This is a genomic window from Mesorhizobium sp. C089B (assembly GCF_030323125.1).
Lineage (GTDB): Bacteria > Pseudomonadota > Alphaproteobacteria > Rhizobiales > Rhizobiaceae > Mesorhizobium.
Genome location: NZ_CP100469.1, coordinates 3,188,571 through 3,204,277, shown reverse-complemented (window position 1 = coordinate 3,204,277; position 15,707 = coordinate 3,188,571). Strand labels below are relative to the sequence as shown.

The 15,707-nt window shown below is 63.0% G+C and carries 13 protein-coding genes and 1 pseudogene; 11 read left to right on the top strand and 3 right to left on the bottom strand.

Annotated features, from left to right (window positions below):
- Positions 1 to 39 precede the first annotated feature (39 nt).
- The 7 genes from NLY44_RS15910 to amaB all read left to right on the top strand — a co-directional run bounded on the left by NLY44_RS15910 (position 40) and on the right by amaB (position 7,186).
- The gene (locus NLY44_RS15910) at positions 40 to 975 is read left to right on the top strand and encodes a glycosyltransferase family 2 protein (protein WP_023686317.1); all 936 of its coding nucleotides are present in this window, start codon (positions 40 to 42) and stop codon (positions 973 to 975) included.
- Complete coding sequence (locus NLY44_RS15905) at positions 968 to 1,846, top strand: glycosyltransferase family 2 protein (protein ID WP_286457639.1); 879 nt, start codon at positions 968 to 970, stop codon at positions 1,844 to 1,846. The genes NLY44_RS15910 and NLY44_RS15905 overlap by 8 nt, the downstream gene beginning before the upstream one ends.
- Entirely contained in the window at positions 1,843 to 2,604 is a 762-nt protein-coding gene (locus tag NLY44_RS15900) for a hypothetical protein (RefSeq protein ID WP_023686315.1), read from the top strand. Before NLY44_RS15905 ends, NLY44_RS15900 begins: the two co-directional genes overlap by 4 nt.
- Before the next feature lie 63 nt (positions 2,605 to 2,667).
- Positions 2,668 to 3,768 (top strand): DNA topoisomerase IB, encoded by a 1,101-nt coding sequence (locus tag NLY44_RS15895; RefSeq protein WP_023713995.1) that lies wholly within the window; start codon positions 2,668 to 2,670, stop codon positions 3,766 to 3,768.
- A gap of 82 nt (positions 3,769 to 3,850) precedes the next feature.
- On the top strand, positions 3,851 to 4,225 hold the full coding sequence (locus NLY44_RS15890; RefSeq protein WP_023671781.1) for a YciI family protein: 375 nt from the start codon (positions 3,851 to 3,853) through the stop codon (positions 4,223 to 4,225).
- Complete coding sequence (locus tag NLY44_RS15885) at positions 4,222 to 5,496, top strand: RNA polymerase sigma factor (protein ID WP_023707663.1); 1,275 nt, start codon at positions 4,222 to 4,224, stop codon at positions 5,494 to 5,496. The genes NLY44_RS15890 and NLY44_RS15885 overlap by 4 nt, the downstream gene beginning before the upstream one ends.
- Before the next feature lie 175 nt (positions 5,497 to 5,671).
- Positions 5,672 to 7,186, top strand: coding sequence for an L-piperidine-6-carboxylate dehydrogenase (gene amaB / locus NLY44_RS15880; protein ID WP_023671784.1), 1,515 nt, complete (start codon positions 5,672 to 5,674; stop codon positions 7,184 to 7,186).
- Between the two features lie 207 nt (positions 7,187 to 7,393).
- Here the strand turns inward: amaB and NLY44_RS15875 are convergent, their stop codons facing one another.
- On the bottom strand, positions 7,394 to 8,263 hold the full coding sequence (locus NLY44_RS15875) for a hypothetical protein (RefSeq protein WP_023804764.1): 870 nt from the start codon (positions 8,261 to 8,263) through the stop codon (positions 7,394 to 7,396).
- Between the two features lie 626 nt (positions 8,264 to 8,889).
- Here NLY44_RS15875 and asnB point away from each other — a divergent pair.
- The 4 genes and pseudogenes from asnB to nadE all read left to right on the top strand — a co-directional run bounded on the left by asnB (position 8,890) and on the right by nadE (position 13,684).
- Positions 8,890 to 10,827: an asparagine synthase (glutamine-hydrolyzing) gene (asnB, locus tag NLY44_RS15870; RefSeq protein WP_023804765.1), complete on the top strand. Its 1,938-nt coding sequence runs from the start codon at positions 8,890 to 8,892 to the stop codon at positions 10,825 to 10,827.
- A 25-nt stretch (positions 10,828 to 10,852) separates the two neighbouring features.
- A complete protein-coding gene (locus NLY44_RS15865; protein ID WP_023686311.1) occupies positions 10,853 to 11,113 on the top strand; it encodes an acyl carrier protein in 261 nt (86 codons plus the stop codon).
- Positions 11,114 to 11,136: 23 nt separating this feature from the next.
- Positions 11,137 to 12,684 carry a class I adenylate-forming enzyme family protein gene (locus NLY44_RS15860; RefSeq protein ID WP_023737700.1) on the top strand — a complete coding sequence of 516 codons (1,548 nt, stop codon included), beginning with the start codon at positions 11,137 to 11,139 and terminating at the stop codon, positions 12,682 to 12,684.
- A pseudogene (gene nadE / locus NLY44_RS15855) lies at positions 12,681 to 13,684 on the top strand (NAD(+) synthase). The gene NLY44_RS15860 and the pseudogene nadE overlap by 4 nt, the downstream one beginning before the upstream one ends.
- Positions 13,685 to 13,818: 134 nt before the next feature.
- On the opposite strand, the gene NLY44_RS15850 reads toward nadE, so the two are convergent.
- Positions 13,819 to 14,934, bottom strand: a complete 1,116-nt coding sequence (locus NLY44_RS15850) for a hypothetical protein (RefSeq protein ID WP_023696870.1) — start codon at positions 14,932 to 14,934, stop codon at positions 13,819 to 13,821.
- The gene (locus NLY44_RS15845; protein ID WP_023696869.1) at positions 14,931 to 15,659 is read right to left on the bottom strand and encodes a N5-glutamine methyltransferase family protein; all 729 of its coding nucleotides are present in this window, start codon (positions 15,657 to 15,659) and stop codon (positions 14,931 to 14,933) included. Before NLY44_RS15845 ends, NLY44_RS15850 begins: the two co-directional genes overlap by 4 nt.
- Positions 15,660 to 15,707: the final 48 nt, after the last annotated feature.

The window sequence follows — 15,707 nt, the reverse complement described above, 5'->3', positions numbered from 1 at the left end:
GAGGATCGGTCGGCAGGCATGCTGATGCGGAGTTCGGTATTGACGGCAATCAGTGTCATCATCCCGGCGCACAATGCGGCGGCAACCATTGCGGCCACGCTGGCCTCGCTTCGTTCCGAAGCCGAGGTTATCGGCGAGGTGCTGCTGGTCGACGATTCCTCCTCGGACGGGACGGCAGAAGCCGCGCTGAATGCCGCCACGCAATTCTCGTTGCCGTTGCGCGTGCTCAAGAGCAGCTGCCGGGACGCGGGCGGCTCCCGCAATGTGGCGCTGGCGCAGGCGCAATGCTCCTGGATCTACCTGATCGACGCCGACGACTTGCATCTGGAGGGCGGGCTGCGGTCGATGCTGGTCCGGGCGGGGGAGCAACCGGCCGCCGACATGGTGATCGGCGCCTACCGTCGGCGCACCGATGGCGAGAACCGGAACCTCAAGCTTCCAGCCGGCTACATAGAAGACGGTATAGCCAATGCCTCGGCCTATCTGGAAGGTCACATTCGCTCGATCGCCGTGGGCAGTGCGCTGGTTTCCCGGCGCGTCGTCGGCGACACGCGCTTCCCGACCGGGCTTGCCTATGACGAGGACACGCTGTTCTGGTCCAGGCTGATGGGCAGGGCGTCGCTTGCCCTGATCGTGCATCCCGTCATGATCTACCACGTTTCGGCAGTGCGTTCCGATGATCGCTTCATCACCAGGCCGGTGCGCCGCTTTCTCGACTGGCGGCTGGCGCTGCGCGAGCTGACTGACTGTGGCATCCCACTGTCGTCGCTAAAGACCAGGGAGGGGCTGGTCGCCCTCAAGATCGCCCGGGTTCACTATGCGCGCGGCGATCTGGAGACGGCGGCGCGGTTCCTGAGGATCGCGGCGGCGGCGCCGAAGGTGCGGTCGAACACCTGGCGTTGCAGGCGCTACCAGCTGAAGCTGGCGCTGCGGCGCTGGTTTTCCTCTCCGCGCGTCCAGTTGCAACGTGCCTGAATCAGCCCCGCCGCAGCTTGCCGTCATTGTCATCGGCTATCGCGCGCCGGCTCAAATCGTCGAGGCGGTGACATCCCTGCTGGATCAGGATGAGCCGCTCGAGATCATGGTGGTCAACTCGGGCGGAGGCGAGGTCCTGGCGCTGCTGACCGGCGCCGGGGTCAAGGTGCCAGTGATCGAGGTCGGTCGAAGGCTGTTTGTAGGCGCAGCCCGCAACCTCGGCATTGCGGCCACCAAAGCGCCTTTCGTTGCCTTTCTTGCCGATGATTGCCTCGCCTGTTCGGGCTGGGCCGAGGCACGGATGCAGCGGCATCTGGCTGGCGACCGCGCCGTGGCGAGCGCGATGGTGAATAGCCATCCGCGCAATCTGATCGCCTGTGCGGCTCATCTGATCATGTTCATGCGACGGCTTCCCGGTCTGCCGTCGGATCGTGCGCTGCGTTACGGCGTGTCGTTCGATCGGCGGCTGTTCGATGAATATGGCTTGTTCGATGAAACCATGCCTGCTGCCGAAGACACCGAATTTCTGGGGCGGCTGCCGCAGGAACTGCAGCCGGTCTGGGAGCCTAAGGTGCAAACCGTTCATCGCAACGAAACCCGGCTGTCCAGATTGCTTGCCGATCAGTACAGGCGCGGCTGTCGCCGCGGCGATTACCTCGCAGCGTCCGCCCTGAACACTCCGTTTCGGTGTTTTCGCGACACGTTTCGCGATCGGCGGAATGCCCGCAAGCTGGCGAAGATCGGGCTTTCCGATCGGGATCGAACTTTCGCGATGATGTCGATGCCAATTGTCTGGCTTGCCCTGCTGGTCAAATCCGTGGGTGTCTATATTGGCGTGCGAAATCGCGTGAAAGCGGCAACAAGAAAATGATAACGAGCCAAATCAAGCCTCGACGCTGGCGACGGAGCCGACTGTTCTGGACGCGCCAGAGAACGGTCGCAGTTTTCAGCTATCGTTATGACGCGCATCTGGTTGCCGATCTGATCACCAATATCGATCCGGTCGTTGACGGCTGGATTGCCTATGACGATCGCGGGGCGACCGGCGTGTTCAGCAGCGAGCCGCAGCGGCGGCGGATCTTGCTCGACGCAGCGCATGAAGCTGCCGCCGACTGGATCCTGGCTATTGATCCCGATGAGCGGCTGGAACGCGGTACCGCGGAGCGGATCGGACAGCTGACGGGGGATTACAGGCGCATGGCCTGGGGGTTCCGGCTCCGCGAATTGTATTCGCCGACTGAGTACCGGGTCGACGGGCTGTGGGCCGAAAAGTTCCAGTATCGTCTGTTCAGAGCCTACGATCCGGCGAAGTACCGACCAGAGGACCTGCACGGGCTCTGGTATCCTCCCGATCTTGGTTTCAAGGCCCGCAACAGCGGGCTCAACCTCTATCATTTAAAGATGATGGAGCCGAAGCGGCGGATCGCCCGCCGCAATCTCTACCACCACCTTGATCCAAAGGGGCTCCTGCAGGATGTGGGCTATGACTACCTTGCCGATGAGGCAGGGGCCGTGTTCGAACAGATTCCGCCCGGGCGCGACTACCATCCGCCTCACGTCGACGATGGCGGCCTCTGGATGGCCGTGCCGGCTGGTGCCACCATTGGTGGACCCGACCACATTCCATAGCAACGGGGTGGAACCAGCAGTCGGCTTAGCGCTTATCTACGAGAAAAATTTCGTGGAGCGGGCATGCTTGACAAATCTGGGACGCCATCCGGCCGGTCGGCTGCCGGACGGGGGGACGATGGAGCGCCGAAGAACGGCGCGCAGACCGCTGCCGAACAGGCCTCGCTCACCTATATCAGCGACAGCGAGCCGGGGATCCGGCGCCTGAAGGCGGGCGAAGGCTTTTCCTACAAGGGCGCGAAAGGACAGGCCGTCGGCGCGGCAGCCATTGCCCGCATCAAGGCGCTGGCCATTCCGCCGGCATGGACGGATGTGTGGATCTCGCCCGATCCCGCCGGCCACATCCAGGCGACCGGCCGCGACCAGCGCGGGCGCAAACAGTACCGCTACCATCCGCTGTGGGCCGCCGAGCGCGACGGCGCCAAATACTCCAGCCTTGTCGCCTTTGCCGAAAGCCTGCCGGAGCTGCGCCGCCGGATCGATGCCGATCTGCGCCGCCGTGGCCTGCCGGCCGAGCGCGTCGTGGCGGCAATTGTCTGGCTGCTCGACAACACGATGATCCGGGTCGGCAATGCCGCCTATGCCCGCGACAACAAGAGCTTTGGGCTGACGACGCTACGCGACCGCCACGTCGACATCAAGGGATCGAGCCTGCGCTTTGCCTTCAAGGGCAAGTCCGGCAAGGAATGGAAATTGAAGCTGGTCGACCGCCGCATCGCCCGGGTCGTGCGCGGCGCGCAGGATATTCCGGGGCAGCAACTGTTCCAATATCTCGACGAGGATGGCGAGAGGCATGGAGTGCGCTCCGACGATGTCAACCGCTATATCCGCGACGCGATCGGCGCCAATTTCAGCTCCAAGCATTTCCGCACCTGGGGCGGCACCATCCATGCCGCGTCGCTGTTTGCGCGGACGGAGCTTCCCGAAAGCCAGGCGCAGACCAAGCGTGTGATGAACGCGGTCATCGACAAGGTGGCCGAGCGGCTCGGCAACACACGCGCCGTCTGCCGCAAATGCTACATCCATCCACAGGTTTTCGAAGCCTGGGTGGAAGGGCGGCTGCTTAGCGAAATGACCGAGGCCAACAAGCGCAAGCGAGCGATCGACGGTCTCGATGATGAAGAGGCTCTTGTGCTGAGATGGTTGAAGGCAAGCGAAGGCTGACAAAAATGGCGTAACTTTTTTGTCGACGCCATGTCGGCACAGGCCCTACTGTTTCGTCCTTTGAGACAGAAAAGGACGTCCCATGCTCTACGCTATCCTCTGCTATGCCTCCGAAGATGTCGTCTCCTCCTGGAGCAAGGCACAGGATGACGAGGTCATGGCAAAGCTCATGCATGTGCAGGAAAAATATGCTCAAGCCGGCCGGCTTGGGCCGGTGGCGCGGCTTTTGCCCACCACCGCCGCGACGACGCTGCGCAAGGTCAAGGGCGAATCGGTCGTCATCGACGGCCCGTTTGCCGAGACCAAGGAACAGTTCCTCGGCTTCTACACGCTGGAATGCGCCGATCTCGACGAAGCCGTCGACTTCGCGCGCGAGCTTTCCGAGGTTAATCCCAGCGGCGGATCCTATGAGATCCGACCGGTTTCCGTCTTCAACCCAACCAGAGTAGCCACATGACAGACCTCGCCTGGATAAGCTCGGCGATCAGCGCTGCCCGCCCGCAGGCTATGGGTGCGCTGCTGCGCTATTTCCGCAATCTCGATACGGCGGAGGAAGCTTTCCAGGACGCGTGCCTGAGGGCACTCAAGAACTGGCCGCAGAACGGGCCGCCGCGCGATCCTGCGGCCTGGCTGATCTTTGTCGGCCGCAACACCGGCATCGACGCGGTGCGCAAGCGCGCCAAGCAGGCGCCGATGCCGGAAGAGGACCAGATCTCGGACCTGGAAGATGCCGAGAGCGATATCGCCGAACGGCTGGACGGCGCGCACTACCGCGATGACATATTGCGGCTCTTGTTCATCTGCTGCCATCCGGATCTGCCGCCTACGCAGCAGATCGCGGTGGCGCTGCGCATCGTCTCCGGTCTCACCGTCAAGCAGATCGCGCGTGCGTTCCTGGTCGGCGAAAGCGCCATGGAACAGCGCATCACGCGCGCCAAGGCGCGCATTGCAGATGCCGGCGTGCCGTTCGAGACACCCGGCGCGGTCGAGCGCTCGGAGCGGCTCGCCGCCGTCGCCGCCATGGTCTATCTGATCTTCAACGAAGGTTATTCCACCAACAGCGGCGAGGCGCCGGCGCGTGCGCCGCTTTGCGAGGAAGCGATCCGGCTGGCTCGCCTGTTGCTGCGGCTGTTCCAGACCGAGCCGGAGATCATGGGCCTGACGGCATTGCTTTTGCTGCAGCATGCGCGCGCGCCGGCCCGCTTCGACGAGAATGGCGAGATCGTGCTGCTCGACGACCAGGACCGCTCGCTGTGGAGCCGCAAGATGATCGACGAAGGCCTGGCGCTGGTCGACAAGGCCCTGCGCCACCAGAAGCCCGGACCCTACCAGGTGCAGGCGGCGATCGCCGCCCTTCATGCGCGGGCGGCAACCCCCGAGGAGACCGACTGGACAGAGATCGACCTGCTCTACAGCCTGCTGGAGGCGATGCAACCTTCGCCGGTGGTGACGCTGAACCGTGCCGTTGCGGTCGCCAAGGTGCGCGGGCCGGAAGCTGCCCTTGCCATGATCGAGCCGCTAGGCGAGAGGCTGTCCGGCTATTTCCACTTCTTCGGCCTCAAGGGCGGTCTGTTGATGCAGCTCGGCCGTGGCGAAGAGGCGCGTGTCGCCTTCGATCGCGCCATTGCGTTGGCCAACACGGCAGCGGAAGCCGCCCATATCCGCATGCATATCGACCGGCTGATGCGAGACGGAGCCGTGAAGGCGCCGGCGAAGACAGCGCACTAAGCCTGTTTCTCCTCTGGCTCAATCGTGCAATCCCGGCTTGGACCATGCCGGGGTGGCGATTTTCCCCTGAAACGAGTAATGGCACGCCATGACAGCGCCTGCGGCATGCGGGCGATAATGGCGCCAAGGCTCGACCGCCGCCCTATGACGGCGAGCGGATCTGAAAGGGATAAAAATGACGATAGCGAAGGAAACGGCCGAACTTCTGGCGAAACTGGGTGTGGCCAAGGACGCGCTGACCGGCGGCGACCTCGTCGTGCGCAGCCCGGTGACGGGTGAACAGATCGCGGCGCTGAAGACGATTTCGCCGGCCGATGCGGCCAAGACCATCGATGCCGCGCACACGGCGTTCCAGGCCTGGCGGATGGTGCCGGGTCCCCGGCGCGGCGAACTGGTGCGGCTGCTCGGCGAGGAGTTGCGCGCGCACAAAACCGAGCTTGGCCGGCTGGTGTCGATCGAGGTCGGCAAGATCCCGTCGGAAGGCCTCGGCGAAGTCCAGGAAATGATCGACATCTGCGATTTCGCCGTCGGCCTTTCCCGCCAGCTCTACGGTCTGACCATCGCCACCGAGCGTCCGGGACATCGCATGATGGAGACCTGGCATCCGCTCGGCGTCGTCGGCGTCATTTCGGCCTTCAACTTCCCGGTCGCGGTGTGGTCGTGGAACGCGGCGCTGGCGCTGGTCTGCGGCGATGCCGTGGTGTGGAAGCCCTCGGAAAAGACGCCGCTGACGGCGCTCGCCTGCGAGGCGATTTTTGCCGGCGCGGTCAAGCGCTTCGGCGCGGATGCGCCGCAGGGCCTGGCACCGGTGCTGATTGGCGACCGCTCCGTCGGCGAGATCCTGGTCGACCACCCGAAGGTGGCGCTGGTTTCGGCCACCGGCTCGACCCGCATGGGCCGGGATGTCGGCCCGCGTCTGGCCAAGCGCTTTGCCCGCGCCGTGCTCGAACTCGGCGGCAACAATGCCGGCATCGTCTGCCCGACCGCCGATCTCGACATGGCGCTGCGCGCCATCGCCTTTGGCGCCATGGGCACCGCCGGCCAGCGCTGCACGACGCTGCGGCGCCTGTTCGTGCATGACAGCGTCTATGACGCGCTGCTGCCGCGGCTGAAGAAGGCCTATGAGAGCGTCTCGGTCGGCAATCCGCTGGAGACGTCTTCGCTCGTCGGGCCGCTGATCGACAAGGCGGCCTTCGACGCCATGCAGAAGGCGCTCAAGGAAGCCACCGCTCACGGTGGCAAGCTGACCGGCGGTTCGCGGGTCGAGAATGGCCATCCCGATGCCTATTACGTGCATCCGGCGCTGGTCGAAATGCCGAAGCAGGTGGCTCCCGTCACCGAAGAAACCTTCGCGCCGATCCTCTACGTGATGAAATATTCCGATTTCGATGCCGTGCTCGACGAGCACAATGCGGTCGGCGCCGGACTGTCGTCGTCGATCTTCACCCGCGACCTGCAGGAATCCGAGCGCTTCCTCGGCGTCGATGGTTCGGATTGCGGCATCGCCAACGTCAACATCGGCACGTCGGGCGCCGAGATCGGCGGCGCGTTCGGCGGCGAGAAGGAAACCGGCGGCGGGCGCGAGAGCGGCTCCGATGCCTGGAAGGCCTATATGCGCCGCGCCACCAACACGGTGAACTATTCCAAGGCGCTGCCGCTGGCGCAGGGCGTGTCATTCGACATCGATTGAGATGCTGCGCCCGGCTTTTGACCAGTTGATCCACCCGAACCCGTCGGGCGGATCGCTGCCGCTCGCGCGGATCGTTCCGCTTTCAGGCTTCGCCCCCGCTGTCCAGATGTCCGTATCCCGACGGCGGAAAGGCCACCTCGGCCATGCGCCCGGACGGGTCCTCGCGGTCGGCACGATCGGCTGCGCAACAGCGTCTGCGCCGAACGTTCAGCCAGCGTGCGGCGACGCCGGTCGGCAGGCTTCGAACGCGGCATCGATGACGGCAAGTTTGGCGGCCTGCACGGTCATGTATTCCTGGTAGAAGCTGTTCGAGACCCACATTACGGAATGCCCGCGCCGGCCCAGCCAGCCGACGCTGCCGAGCTTTTCGGCGTCGCGCAATTTGCGCGCAAGATGGGTGCGCGAGAGTTTTAGCCAACTGGCGAATTCGCCGATCGAAACCACGCTGGTCGGGATCCGGTCGAGGGCGGCATTGTCGGGATCGATGCCGGACATCAGCCAATCCATGACGATGCCGCCATTGTTGAGCCAGATGAACAGCGAAAACGTCTGCTTGGGCTCACGCACAGGGTTGGAGGAGAGCAGGCCTTCCGCCACCATCGGCTGCAGCCTGGCAATCATGCCGTGCTGCTCGAGAAACGCGGCGAGGCGGTTGCCGCCGTCGAGACCGTCGAGCGTGCGCAGATGCGCAACCACCCAGCCGTCGAATTCCTTCAGCGTCGCTGCCGTCACCTGAAAGGGATGGGCTCGTCCGTCACCGGTGTGCGGCAGGTATTCGATGATGTGATAGTACAGCATCTCCTTGATGAAGGCTTCGGCCGTGTTGCGGCTAGCGACGGAATAGTGAAGCACGGCATCGATGAAGCGGGCCAGTGTCAGTTCCGTGCGGGGATCGCGCGGGTCGCGGGCGAAATGCAGGGCTAGGCCGGTGTGAGCCAGCAACCAGCGCTGTTGCGTGGCGAACACGGCGGCCAGGCGTGGGCTCGTTTCATAGATATGCAGCAACGCCTTCGACTGCGCCTCGACATGACGGTGCAGCGCCGGATGGCCGGCAATATATTCGAAATTCAGCGCCATCCTCCTCGTCCTCCGGCCAGCCCCCCGGCAGCGAAGACGTGCAATCACATTTCCAGCCTTAGCCGCCCGTGTCCGGCCATGCCAACCCGGACAAAAGGCCTAGAGCGATCAACCGTTCCACAGACACGTTGAAACCCCCGTCATCTCTTGATTTCGAGGCAAATTGCTTGAGAAGCGCCGCGCGCTTCTGCAGAGAAAACCGTGTCACACTTTTTTGGAAACGCTCTGCTCCGTTCGCGCCTAGGGCGTGTCGGAAAACGCTAAGCCATTGCAACCGTTGAAAAACCTACCGCAATAATAGTCAGCCCGGCAGCCTGCGGTTGAATTTGCCTTAAGATCGCCAGCACGTTGCGCGCGGTCCGTTTGTATCCAGGCGGTTCGCCACGTTGGAGCGCCTGGGCTATCGTTCCGGCTATTACGGCCGCACGCCCTGGAAGGGCTCGGCCTCAAAATTGTTTTCCACACACGCAACGCGAGGTGATGGAGAGCCATCGTGTCCTAGCCACGGAGACCACATCGTGGCAAACTTCTTGTTAACCACATGCTCGGTGAAATTATCGGATTAACCTCAGATGCCACTATCGAGGTTATGTTCCGTACCTTAGCGTTCAATATGAGTTCAAGGGATGTGTGGATTCGGGGGTTATTTCGGGTCAATCCGGGATGCGGAAGGCTTGCTCACGCACATGGTAGCCGCAATTGCCCATCGTGGGCCGGATGAGCAAGGGAAATTCGTAGCACCCGATGCCGGGCTCGGGCATGCGCGGCTGTCGGTGATCGGCATCGGCGATGGCCAGCAACCGATGTCCGACGAGGCCGGCAATTTGACGATTGCGTTCAACGGCGAGATTTTCAACTACATAGAACTGCGCGAAGGGCTGATCGCCAAGGGCCGACACTTTCGGACGTCGAGCGACACAGAGGTCATCCTTCAGCTCTATGAGGAGATGGGCGAACACTGCTTGTCTCTCCTGAACGGTGATTTCGCCTTGGCGATATGGGACAATCGGCAGCGACGAATGGTGCTTGCACGAGACCGGATGGGTGTCCGGCCGCTCTTCTACACAAGTAAGGACGGGGTGCTTTACTTTGCCTCGGAGATCAAAGCCCTGTTGAAGGTCCCGGGCGTCTCCGCTGAAATTGATCCGATTGCGCTGGATCAGATCTTTACGCTGTGGGCGCCGATCGCTCCGCGCACGGCGTTCCGCAATATCCACGAGTTGGAACCGGCAAGTGTGATGATCGCGACGCAGGGGCAGGTCACGGTCAGACGGTACTGGCACCTGGACTATCCGCATCGTGATGAGCCGTCGAAGATCACGAACGAGGACCACGCGGCAGAGGAATTGCAAGCCCTTCTGACCGATGCGGTGAGGCTTCGCATGCGGGCCGACGTGCCGGTCGGTTCCTATCTTTCCGGAGGGCTCGATTCGTCGCTCGTTTCGGCGCTTGCCGCCGGCATGACTCCTCGGAGACTGGAGACATTTTCCGTAACCTTCGACAGCGCCGAGCATGACGAAAGCGCCTTTCAGACCGAAATGGCCTCGGCGCTCGGCACGCGCCACCACGCCATAGAATGCGGCGCCCGCGATATCGCCAGCGTCTTTCCTGAGGTCATCCGCTTTGCCGAGCGGCCGATTATCCGCACGGCGCCAGCGCCACTCTACAAATTGTCCGCCCTGGTTCGCCAGGCCGGCCTGAAGGTGGTGCTGACGGGTGAAGGCGCCGACGAGGTCTTCGCCGGTTACGACGTCTTCAAGGAGGCGCGTGTCCGCCGGTTCTGCGGGCGGCAGCCCACATCGCGCATGAGGCCGCAGCTGTTCCGCCGGCTTTACCCGTATCTGCCGGGCCTGCAACAGCAATCGGTGGAGTATCTGGCTGCCTTCTTCGGCACCAGCAACGCTGCCCTCGACGATCCGCTGTTCTCGCATCGGCCACGCTTCAAGACCACGGCGGCGGCGAAAATCTTCTTTTCCGGCGACCTGCGCGCGACGTTGAAGGGTTATGACGCAGCTGAAGAGCTGACCAGCCGCCTACCCGAGGCGTTTTCCCTATGGCATCCGCTGCATCAGGCGCAATATCTCGAAACCCGCTTCCTCCTGCCCGGCTACATCCTCTCCAGCCAAGGCGATCGGATGGCCATGGCGCACGGCATCGAAGGGCGGTTTCCTTTCCTGGATCATCGCGTGGTAGAGTTCGCGGCAAGACTTCCGCCGGAGATGAAACTGAAAGGCTTGATGGAGAAGCACATATTGCGCAAGGTGGCCAGGCACCACCTTCCGGCGGCGATCGGTAAACGCACCAAGCAACCTTACCGCGCCCCGGAGGCCCGCTCCTTCGTCGGGGCGGAGGAACTAGACTATGTTCGTGACTGCCTGGGCGAGGCGAGCATTACCGCCGGCGGCCTGTTCAACGCCAAGGCGGTGGCCAAGCTCCACGAGAAATGCCGCATGGAGACCGCGACCGGATTTCGCGACAACGCCGCCTTCGTCGGCATTCTGTCGACGCAGCTGTGGCAGAAGAATTTCGCCGGCCAAGCGGTCGGCGCGGCAAGAGCGGCCTGAGACGGCGAGGAAAAGGAAAGACACGATGACGGCAATCAAGGACAGGGTCAGAAGCTTTATCGTCGACAACTTCCTGTTCGGCGACACCTCCTACAAACTGTCGGATTCAGCCTCGCTGATCGAGAACGACATTATCGACTCGACTGCGGTGCTTGAGCTGGTGGCCTTCATCGAGGACAATTTCGGCATCGCGATGGTGGATGCCGACATCGTTCCGACCAACCTGGACTCGCTTGACCGCATCTCGTCCTTCATCGAGGCGAGAGCACAAACGCTGGCAGCGTAAGCGCCAACGGCGAGGAACGTCCCGTGCGGATCGAGCATTTTCTGGTGGCGAAGGCTGCTGCCCACCCGGCCAAGACGGCATTGGTCACCAGGGGCAAAAGGCTGAGCTACGAAGAACTCGACGACCTTTCGAGCCGGCTGGCCACCGCTCTCTTCATGAATGGGATCAGGCGCGACGACCGCGTTCTGATCTTCATGGACAATTGCTGGGAGGCCGCCGTATCGATCTTTGCCGCACTCAAGGCAGGTGCGACCTTCAGTCCGATCAACCCCTCCACAAAGGCCGACAAGCTCGGTTACGTCATCGCCGATTGCGACGCCAGGGCGGTCCTGACGCAGGCGAAGCTGGTGCCCGTGGTCACCGAAGCCTGCGCATCGCAAGGCAAGACCGGCATCTTCGTGGCTTCCACCCCTGGGGCCGATGGGCAATGCCCGGCAGGGGCCGCGTCCCTGACTGACTGCCTGACGTTCGATGGCGCGGAGGTGAACCATCGCGGCATCGACGTCGACCTTGCGATGCTGATCTACACGTCAGGTTCGACCGGCCGGCCCAAGGGTGTGATGATGACGCATCGCAATTGCGACGCTGCCGCGGGGTCGATCGCCACCTATCTGCGCAACGCGCCGGACGACATCATCCTGAACGTCCTCCCGCTTGCCTTCGACTATGGCCTCTATCAGTTGCTGATGGCAGTCAGGCTCGGGGCCACGCTGGTGCTCGAGAAGTCCTTCGCCTTCCCGCACGAGATCTTCGAACGCATCCGCAAAGAGGGCGTCACCGGCCTTCCGCTGGTGCCTACCATGGCGGCGATGATCCTGCAGATGCGTGATCTGGCGCCGGGTTTCCTGCCCAGCCTCCGCTATATTTCCAACACCGCGGCCGCCTTGCCGCCAGCCCACATAGAACGCCTGCGCTCGCTGCTGCCCGGCGTCCGGATCTATTCGATGTATGGGCTGACCGAATGCAAGCGCTGCACCTATTTGCCACCCGAGGAACTTGACCGCCGGCCAGGGTCGGTCGGCATAGCCATCCCCAACACGGAAGCCTTTGTCGTCGACAACCTTGGACAACGCGTGCCGGCGGGCGTGGCAGGTGAGCTCGTTATCCGCGGTCCGCACGTCATGCAGGGCTATTGGCGCAACCAGGCCGCGACGGAACGAGCGCTCCGGCCGGGGCCTAACCCTTGGGAAAAGGTGCTCTATACGGGCGACCTGTTCCAGACCGACGAGGACGGCTTTCTCTATTTTGTCGGGCGTAAGGACGATATCATCAAGACGCGTGGCGAGAAGGTCGCCCCCAAGGAAGTGGAGGCAGTGCTCCACGCCCATCCAGGTATCGCGGAAGCGGTGGTCGTCGGCGTGCCGGATCCGGTGCTGGGGCATGCGATTGGCGCGCTCGTCGTGCGGTCCGATCCGGCGCTTGGCGGAAAGGACATCATTCGTCACTGCGCGCGGCACCTGGAGGATTTCATGGTCCCCAAAATCATAGAGTTCCGCAGCGAATTACCGAAGACGGAGTCGGGCAAGGTCAGCCGCCGGCTCGCGGCTGAGATGATGGAGGCCGAGCAATGAACATCGGCTCAACCCAGGATGCGCCGGCCTTCACGCAAGCCCTCGCCATCGATCCCGCCGCCGAAACGGACAGGATCGTGGCGGCCCTGCGCGAGCAGTTGCGCGGCATTCGCAAACGCGGCCTCGTGCTCGGTCTTTCGGGCGGTATAGATTCCAGCGTTTCGGCTGCATTGGCCGCGCGGGCCGTCGGCCACCAGAATGTGCTGTGCGTCCTCATGCCGGAAAGCGATTCCGACCCCGAAAGCCTGCGGCTCGGCCATCTGGTCGCCGACACTTTCGGCGTCGAGGCCGTTGTGGAGGATATCGGGCCGACCCTGCGGGCAATGGGCTGCTATGAACGCCGCGACGCCTTCATCCGCGAATTGGTCCCGGACTATGGCGAGGGCTGGGCCTCGAAGATCGTGATCGCGAACGTGCTCGAAGGCGAGGGCTACAACATCTCGTCGCTGGTGGTGCAGGACCCGCAAGGCAAGCAGACGAAACTGCGGATGCCGGTGGCGGTCTATCTCGGCATCGTTGCCGCCACCAACATGAAGCAGCGCACCCGCAAGCAGCTCGAATATTATCATGCCGACCGGCTGAACTTCGCCGTGCTCGGCACACCGAACCGGCTGGAATACGACCAGGGTTCTTCGTCAAGAACGGCGACGGCGCCGCCGACGTCAAGCCGATCGCGCATCTCTACAAGACGCAGGTCTATGCGCTAGCCGCCTATCTCGGCATTCCGGAAGAGGTCCGCAACCGGCCGCCGACCACCGACACCTACTCGCTGGCGCAGACGCAGGAAGAATTCTACTTCTCCCTGCCTTACGATCGGATGGATCTGTGTCTCTACGGCCTCAACAACGGCGTGTCCGCCGAGGTGGTAGGGCAAGCGGCGGGATTGACCGCCTCACAGATCGAACGCGTCTGGGCCGACATCGCCGCCAAGCGAAAGGCAACGCGCTATCTGCACCTGCGCCCGCAGCTCGTTGACGGCGTGGACGAAGTCGGCTCCTGACCTATGCATATCGAGCAAAAGTGATCCGGTCTTGCGATACGACATGCATGAAAGAAATACTAAGCTCTTGTCTTTACGCAATTCCGGACGGAAAGCCGCGCACCCTTTCCTGGAATTGCTGTAGGCGGAACGCTTCAGGTGAAGCGGCCGCCGATCAACTGGCTCCACTGCTCGCCCGCAAGCCCGTTCAGAAAGACCTGCGCGTTCTTCATGGCATCGAGAAGCTCGGGATCGCGTGAATGCACGACGGTCGAGGCGACCGGTATGAAGGCTATGCGTCTTACAAGCATGGCGTCCAGAAGCGCGGGCTGGACGCGGCCGCGCAAGCCGGAGACACCGCGCCGGGCGGCATGCTCGACCAGGCAATCGATCACCGGCCCGGCCTGGCCGGGAAGAGCGAGGACCTGCAGCACGCGGCCGATCCCGTCCGGTCGCGCGTAATAGGCGAAAGCGCCGACATTGGCGCCGTTCGGCGATGCCACCGACACGTAGACAAGCTCTCCGAAATCCGGCTTTTGCGCCGCATCGCCCAGAATATGGTTGAGCTGACCTTCCGCCCACTGCGGACGTAGCGGAAATTGGGCGCAAAGCGGCTCCAGCAGCCCCGCAAAGCTGCCGCTGTCGATCTCGGAGGTCCGAAATGCCCCCCGGCTCGATGCGTTGGCGACGACGCCGGTCCAGCGTCGTTGACTGCCCTTCATTTTGCGAAGGTAGAGCCGGTCGACGATCCGGGCGAGCGGGTTGAACATCCAGGCAAGCTTCATGTGATTGGCAAAAAGGCTGAGCATGAAGGTCGCCGGCCGCATCACGCGAACCCAGTCAAGGCTGTATTGCGGCAGCACAACGCCGCGAAGCCGCGTCCACAGTTTCACGGACGTATCATTGGCGGTTTCGCTGAAGGAGATGTCCTGCGGACCATCGAGGAAGGCCTTCAACAGGCGGGCACCGGCCATCGGATCGGTCTCGTGATCCTCGACCATCAGCGAACTGCAGATGGCAGCGTAGAGCTGCCGGCCGTTGAATTTCATCGGCAGCGCATGAACGCCGACGAACCCGGAAACCTGGCCGGCGTCATTGACATGGACAAGCGAACGGAGCCCGCTGCCCCAGTCGGGTGCGTCCAGATAAAACCGCCTCATGTAATCGACGAGGGAGGCCGGCGCTGGCCCCCGCTTCTTGCGCAGCATGCGTTGAAACATGCCCGCGACGGCCGCAAGGTCGGCCTGATCGAGGGCGCGGACGACGCTCACGCCGGGCTCCCGGTTCCGGGAACCCGGCCACCATGTTTGCGCGCCATGGCGACACGGGGCTGGCCGTCGGCCGTCACGGCAAAGGTTGGGGTTTCGTAGGATTTCGTTCTCGATAAAAGGGTTGCTATCTGCCGATCTTGACCTTCGCCGAACTCAAACAGCAGCCATCCGCCTGGCTTGAGGAAAGCTGCGGCATCCCGGACCAGCCTTTGGAGGATCGAAATACCGTAAGGGCCGCCGTCGAAAGCTTCCCGAGGTTCGTTCTCCAACAGATGCGCGCTTTCGCTATCGAGACGGGACGACGAAATATAGGGCGGGTTGCACAAAACCATGTCGGCAGCGCCGTGGAGGCCGTCACCCTCGATCGCGGCAAATAGGTCGCCTTGCCGGACCTTGATCCTGTCCTGCAGGGCGAGGCGCACAACATTGCGGCGGGCAAGCGAAACCGTGCTGTCGGTCAGGTCCGCCGCCCATGCCCGAGCCCGAGGACATTCGCTGACGATGCCCACGGCAAGATTGCCGCTGCCGCAGCACATGTCGATCAGGATCGTTTCGTGCGCCTGTTCGCCAAGAATGGCCGCGGCCGTCCGGCCAAGCAGTTCCGTTTCGGCTCGCGGCACCAGGACGTCAGGCGCGAGTTCCAGCTCAACCCGCATGAAGCGGTGCAATCGCGGCCAATTGCGATCGTTTGCACGGCCGGCAGGAAGGCTGTGATGCTGCGGCAAGGAAAATCCCTATCCTGAGGATAAAACGCGGGTTCCCTGTTGTTACCA

Bases quoted from the DNA above. Each gene is read 5' to 3' on its own strand.
- NLY44_RS15865 (WP_023686311.1), top strand. From the start codon at position 10,853: ATGACGGCAATCAAGGACAGGGTCAGAAGCTTTATCGTCGACAACTTC.
- NLY44_RS15890 (WP_023671781.1), top strand. From the start codon at position 3,851: ATGCTCTACGCTATCCTCTGCTATGCCTCCGAAGATGTCGTCTCCTCC.
- amaB (WP_023671784.1), top strand. From the start codon at position 5,672: ATGACGATAGCGAAGGAAACGGCCGAACTTCTGGCGAAACTGGGTGTG.
- NLY44_RS15895 (WP_023713995.1), top strand. From the start codon at position 2,668: ATGCTTGACAAATCTGGGACGCCATCCGGCCGGTCGGCTGCCGGACGG.
- NLY44_RS15885 (WP_023707663.1), top strand. From the start codon at position 4,222: ATGACAGACCTCGCCTGGATAAGCTCGGCGATCAGCGCTGCCCGCCCG.
- asnB (WP_023804765.1), top strand. From the start codon at position 8,890: ATGTGTGGATTCGGGGGTTATTTCGGGTCAATCCGGGATGCGGAAGGC.
- NLY44_RS15900 (WP_023686315.1), top strand. From the start codon at position 1,843: ATGATAACGAGCCAAATCAAGCCTCGACGCTGGCGACGGAGCCGACTG.
- NLY44_RS15875 (WP_023804764.1), bottom strand. From the start codon at position 8,263: ATGGCGCTGAATTTCGAATATATTGCCGGCCATCCGGCGCTGCACCGT.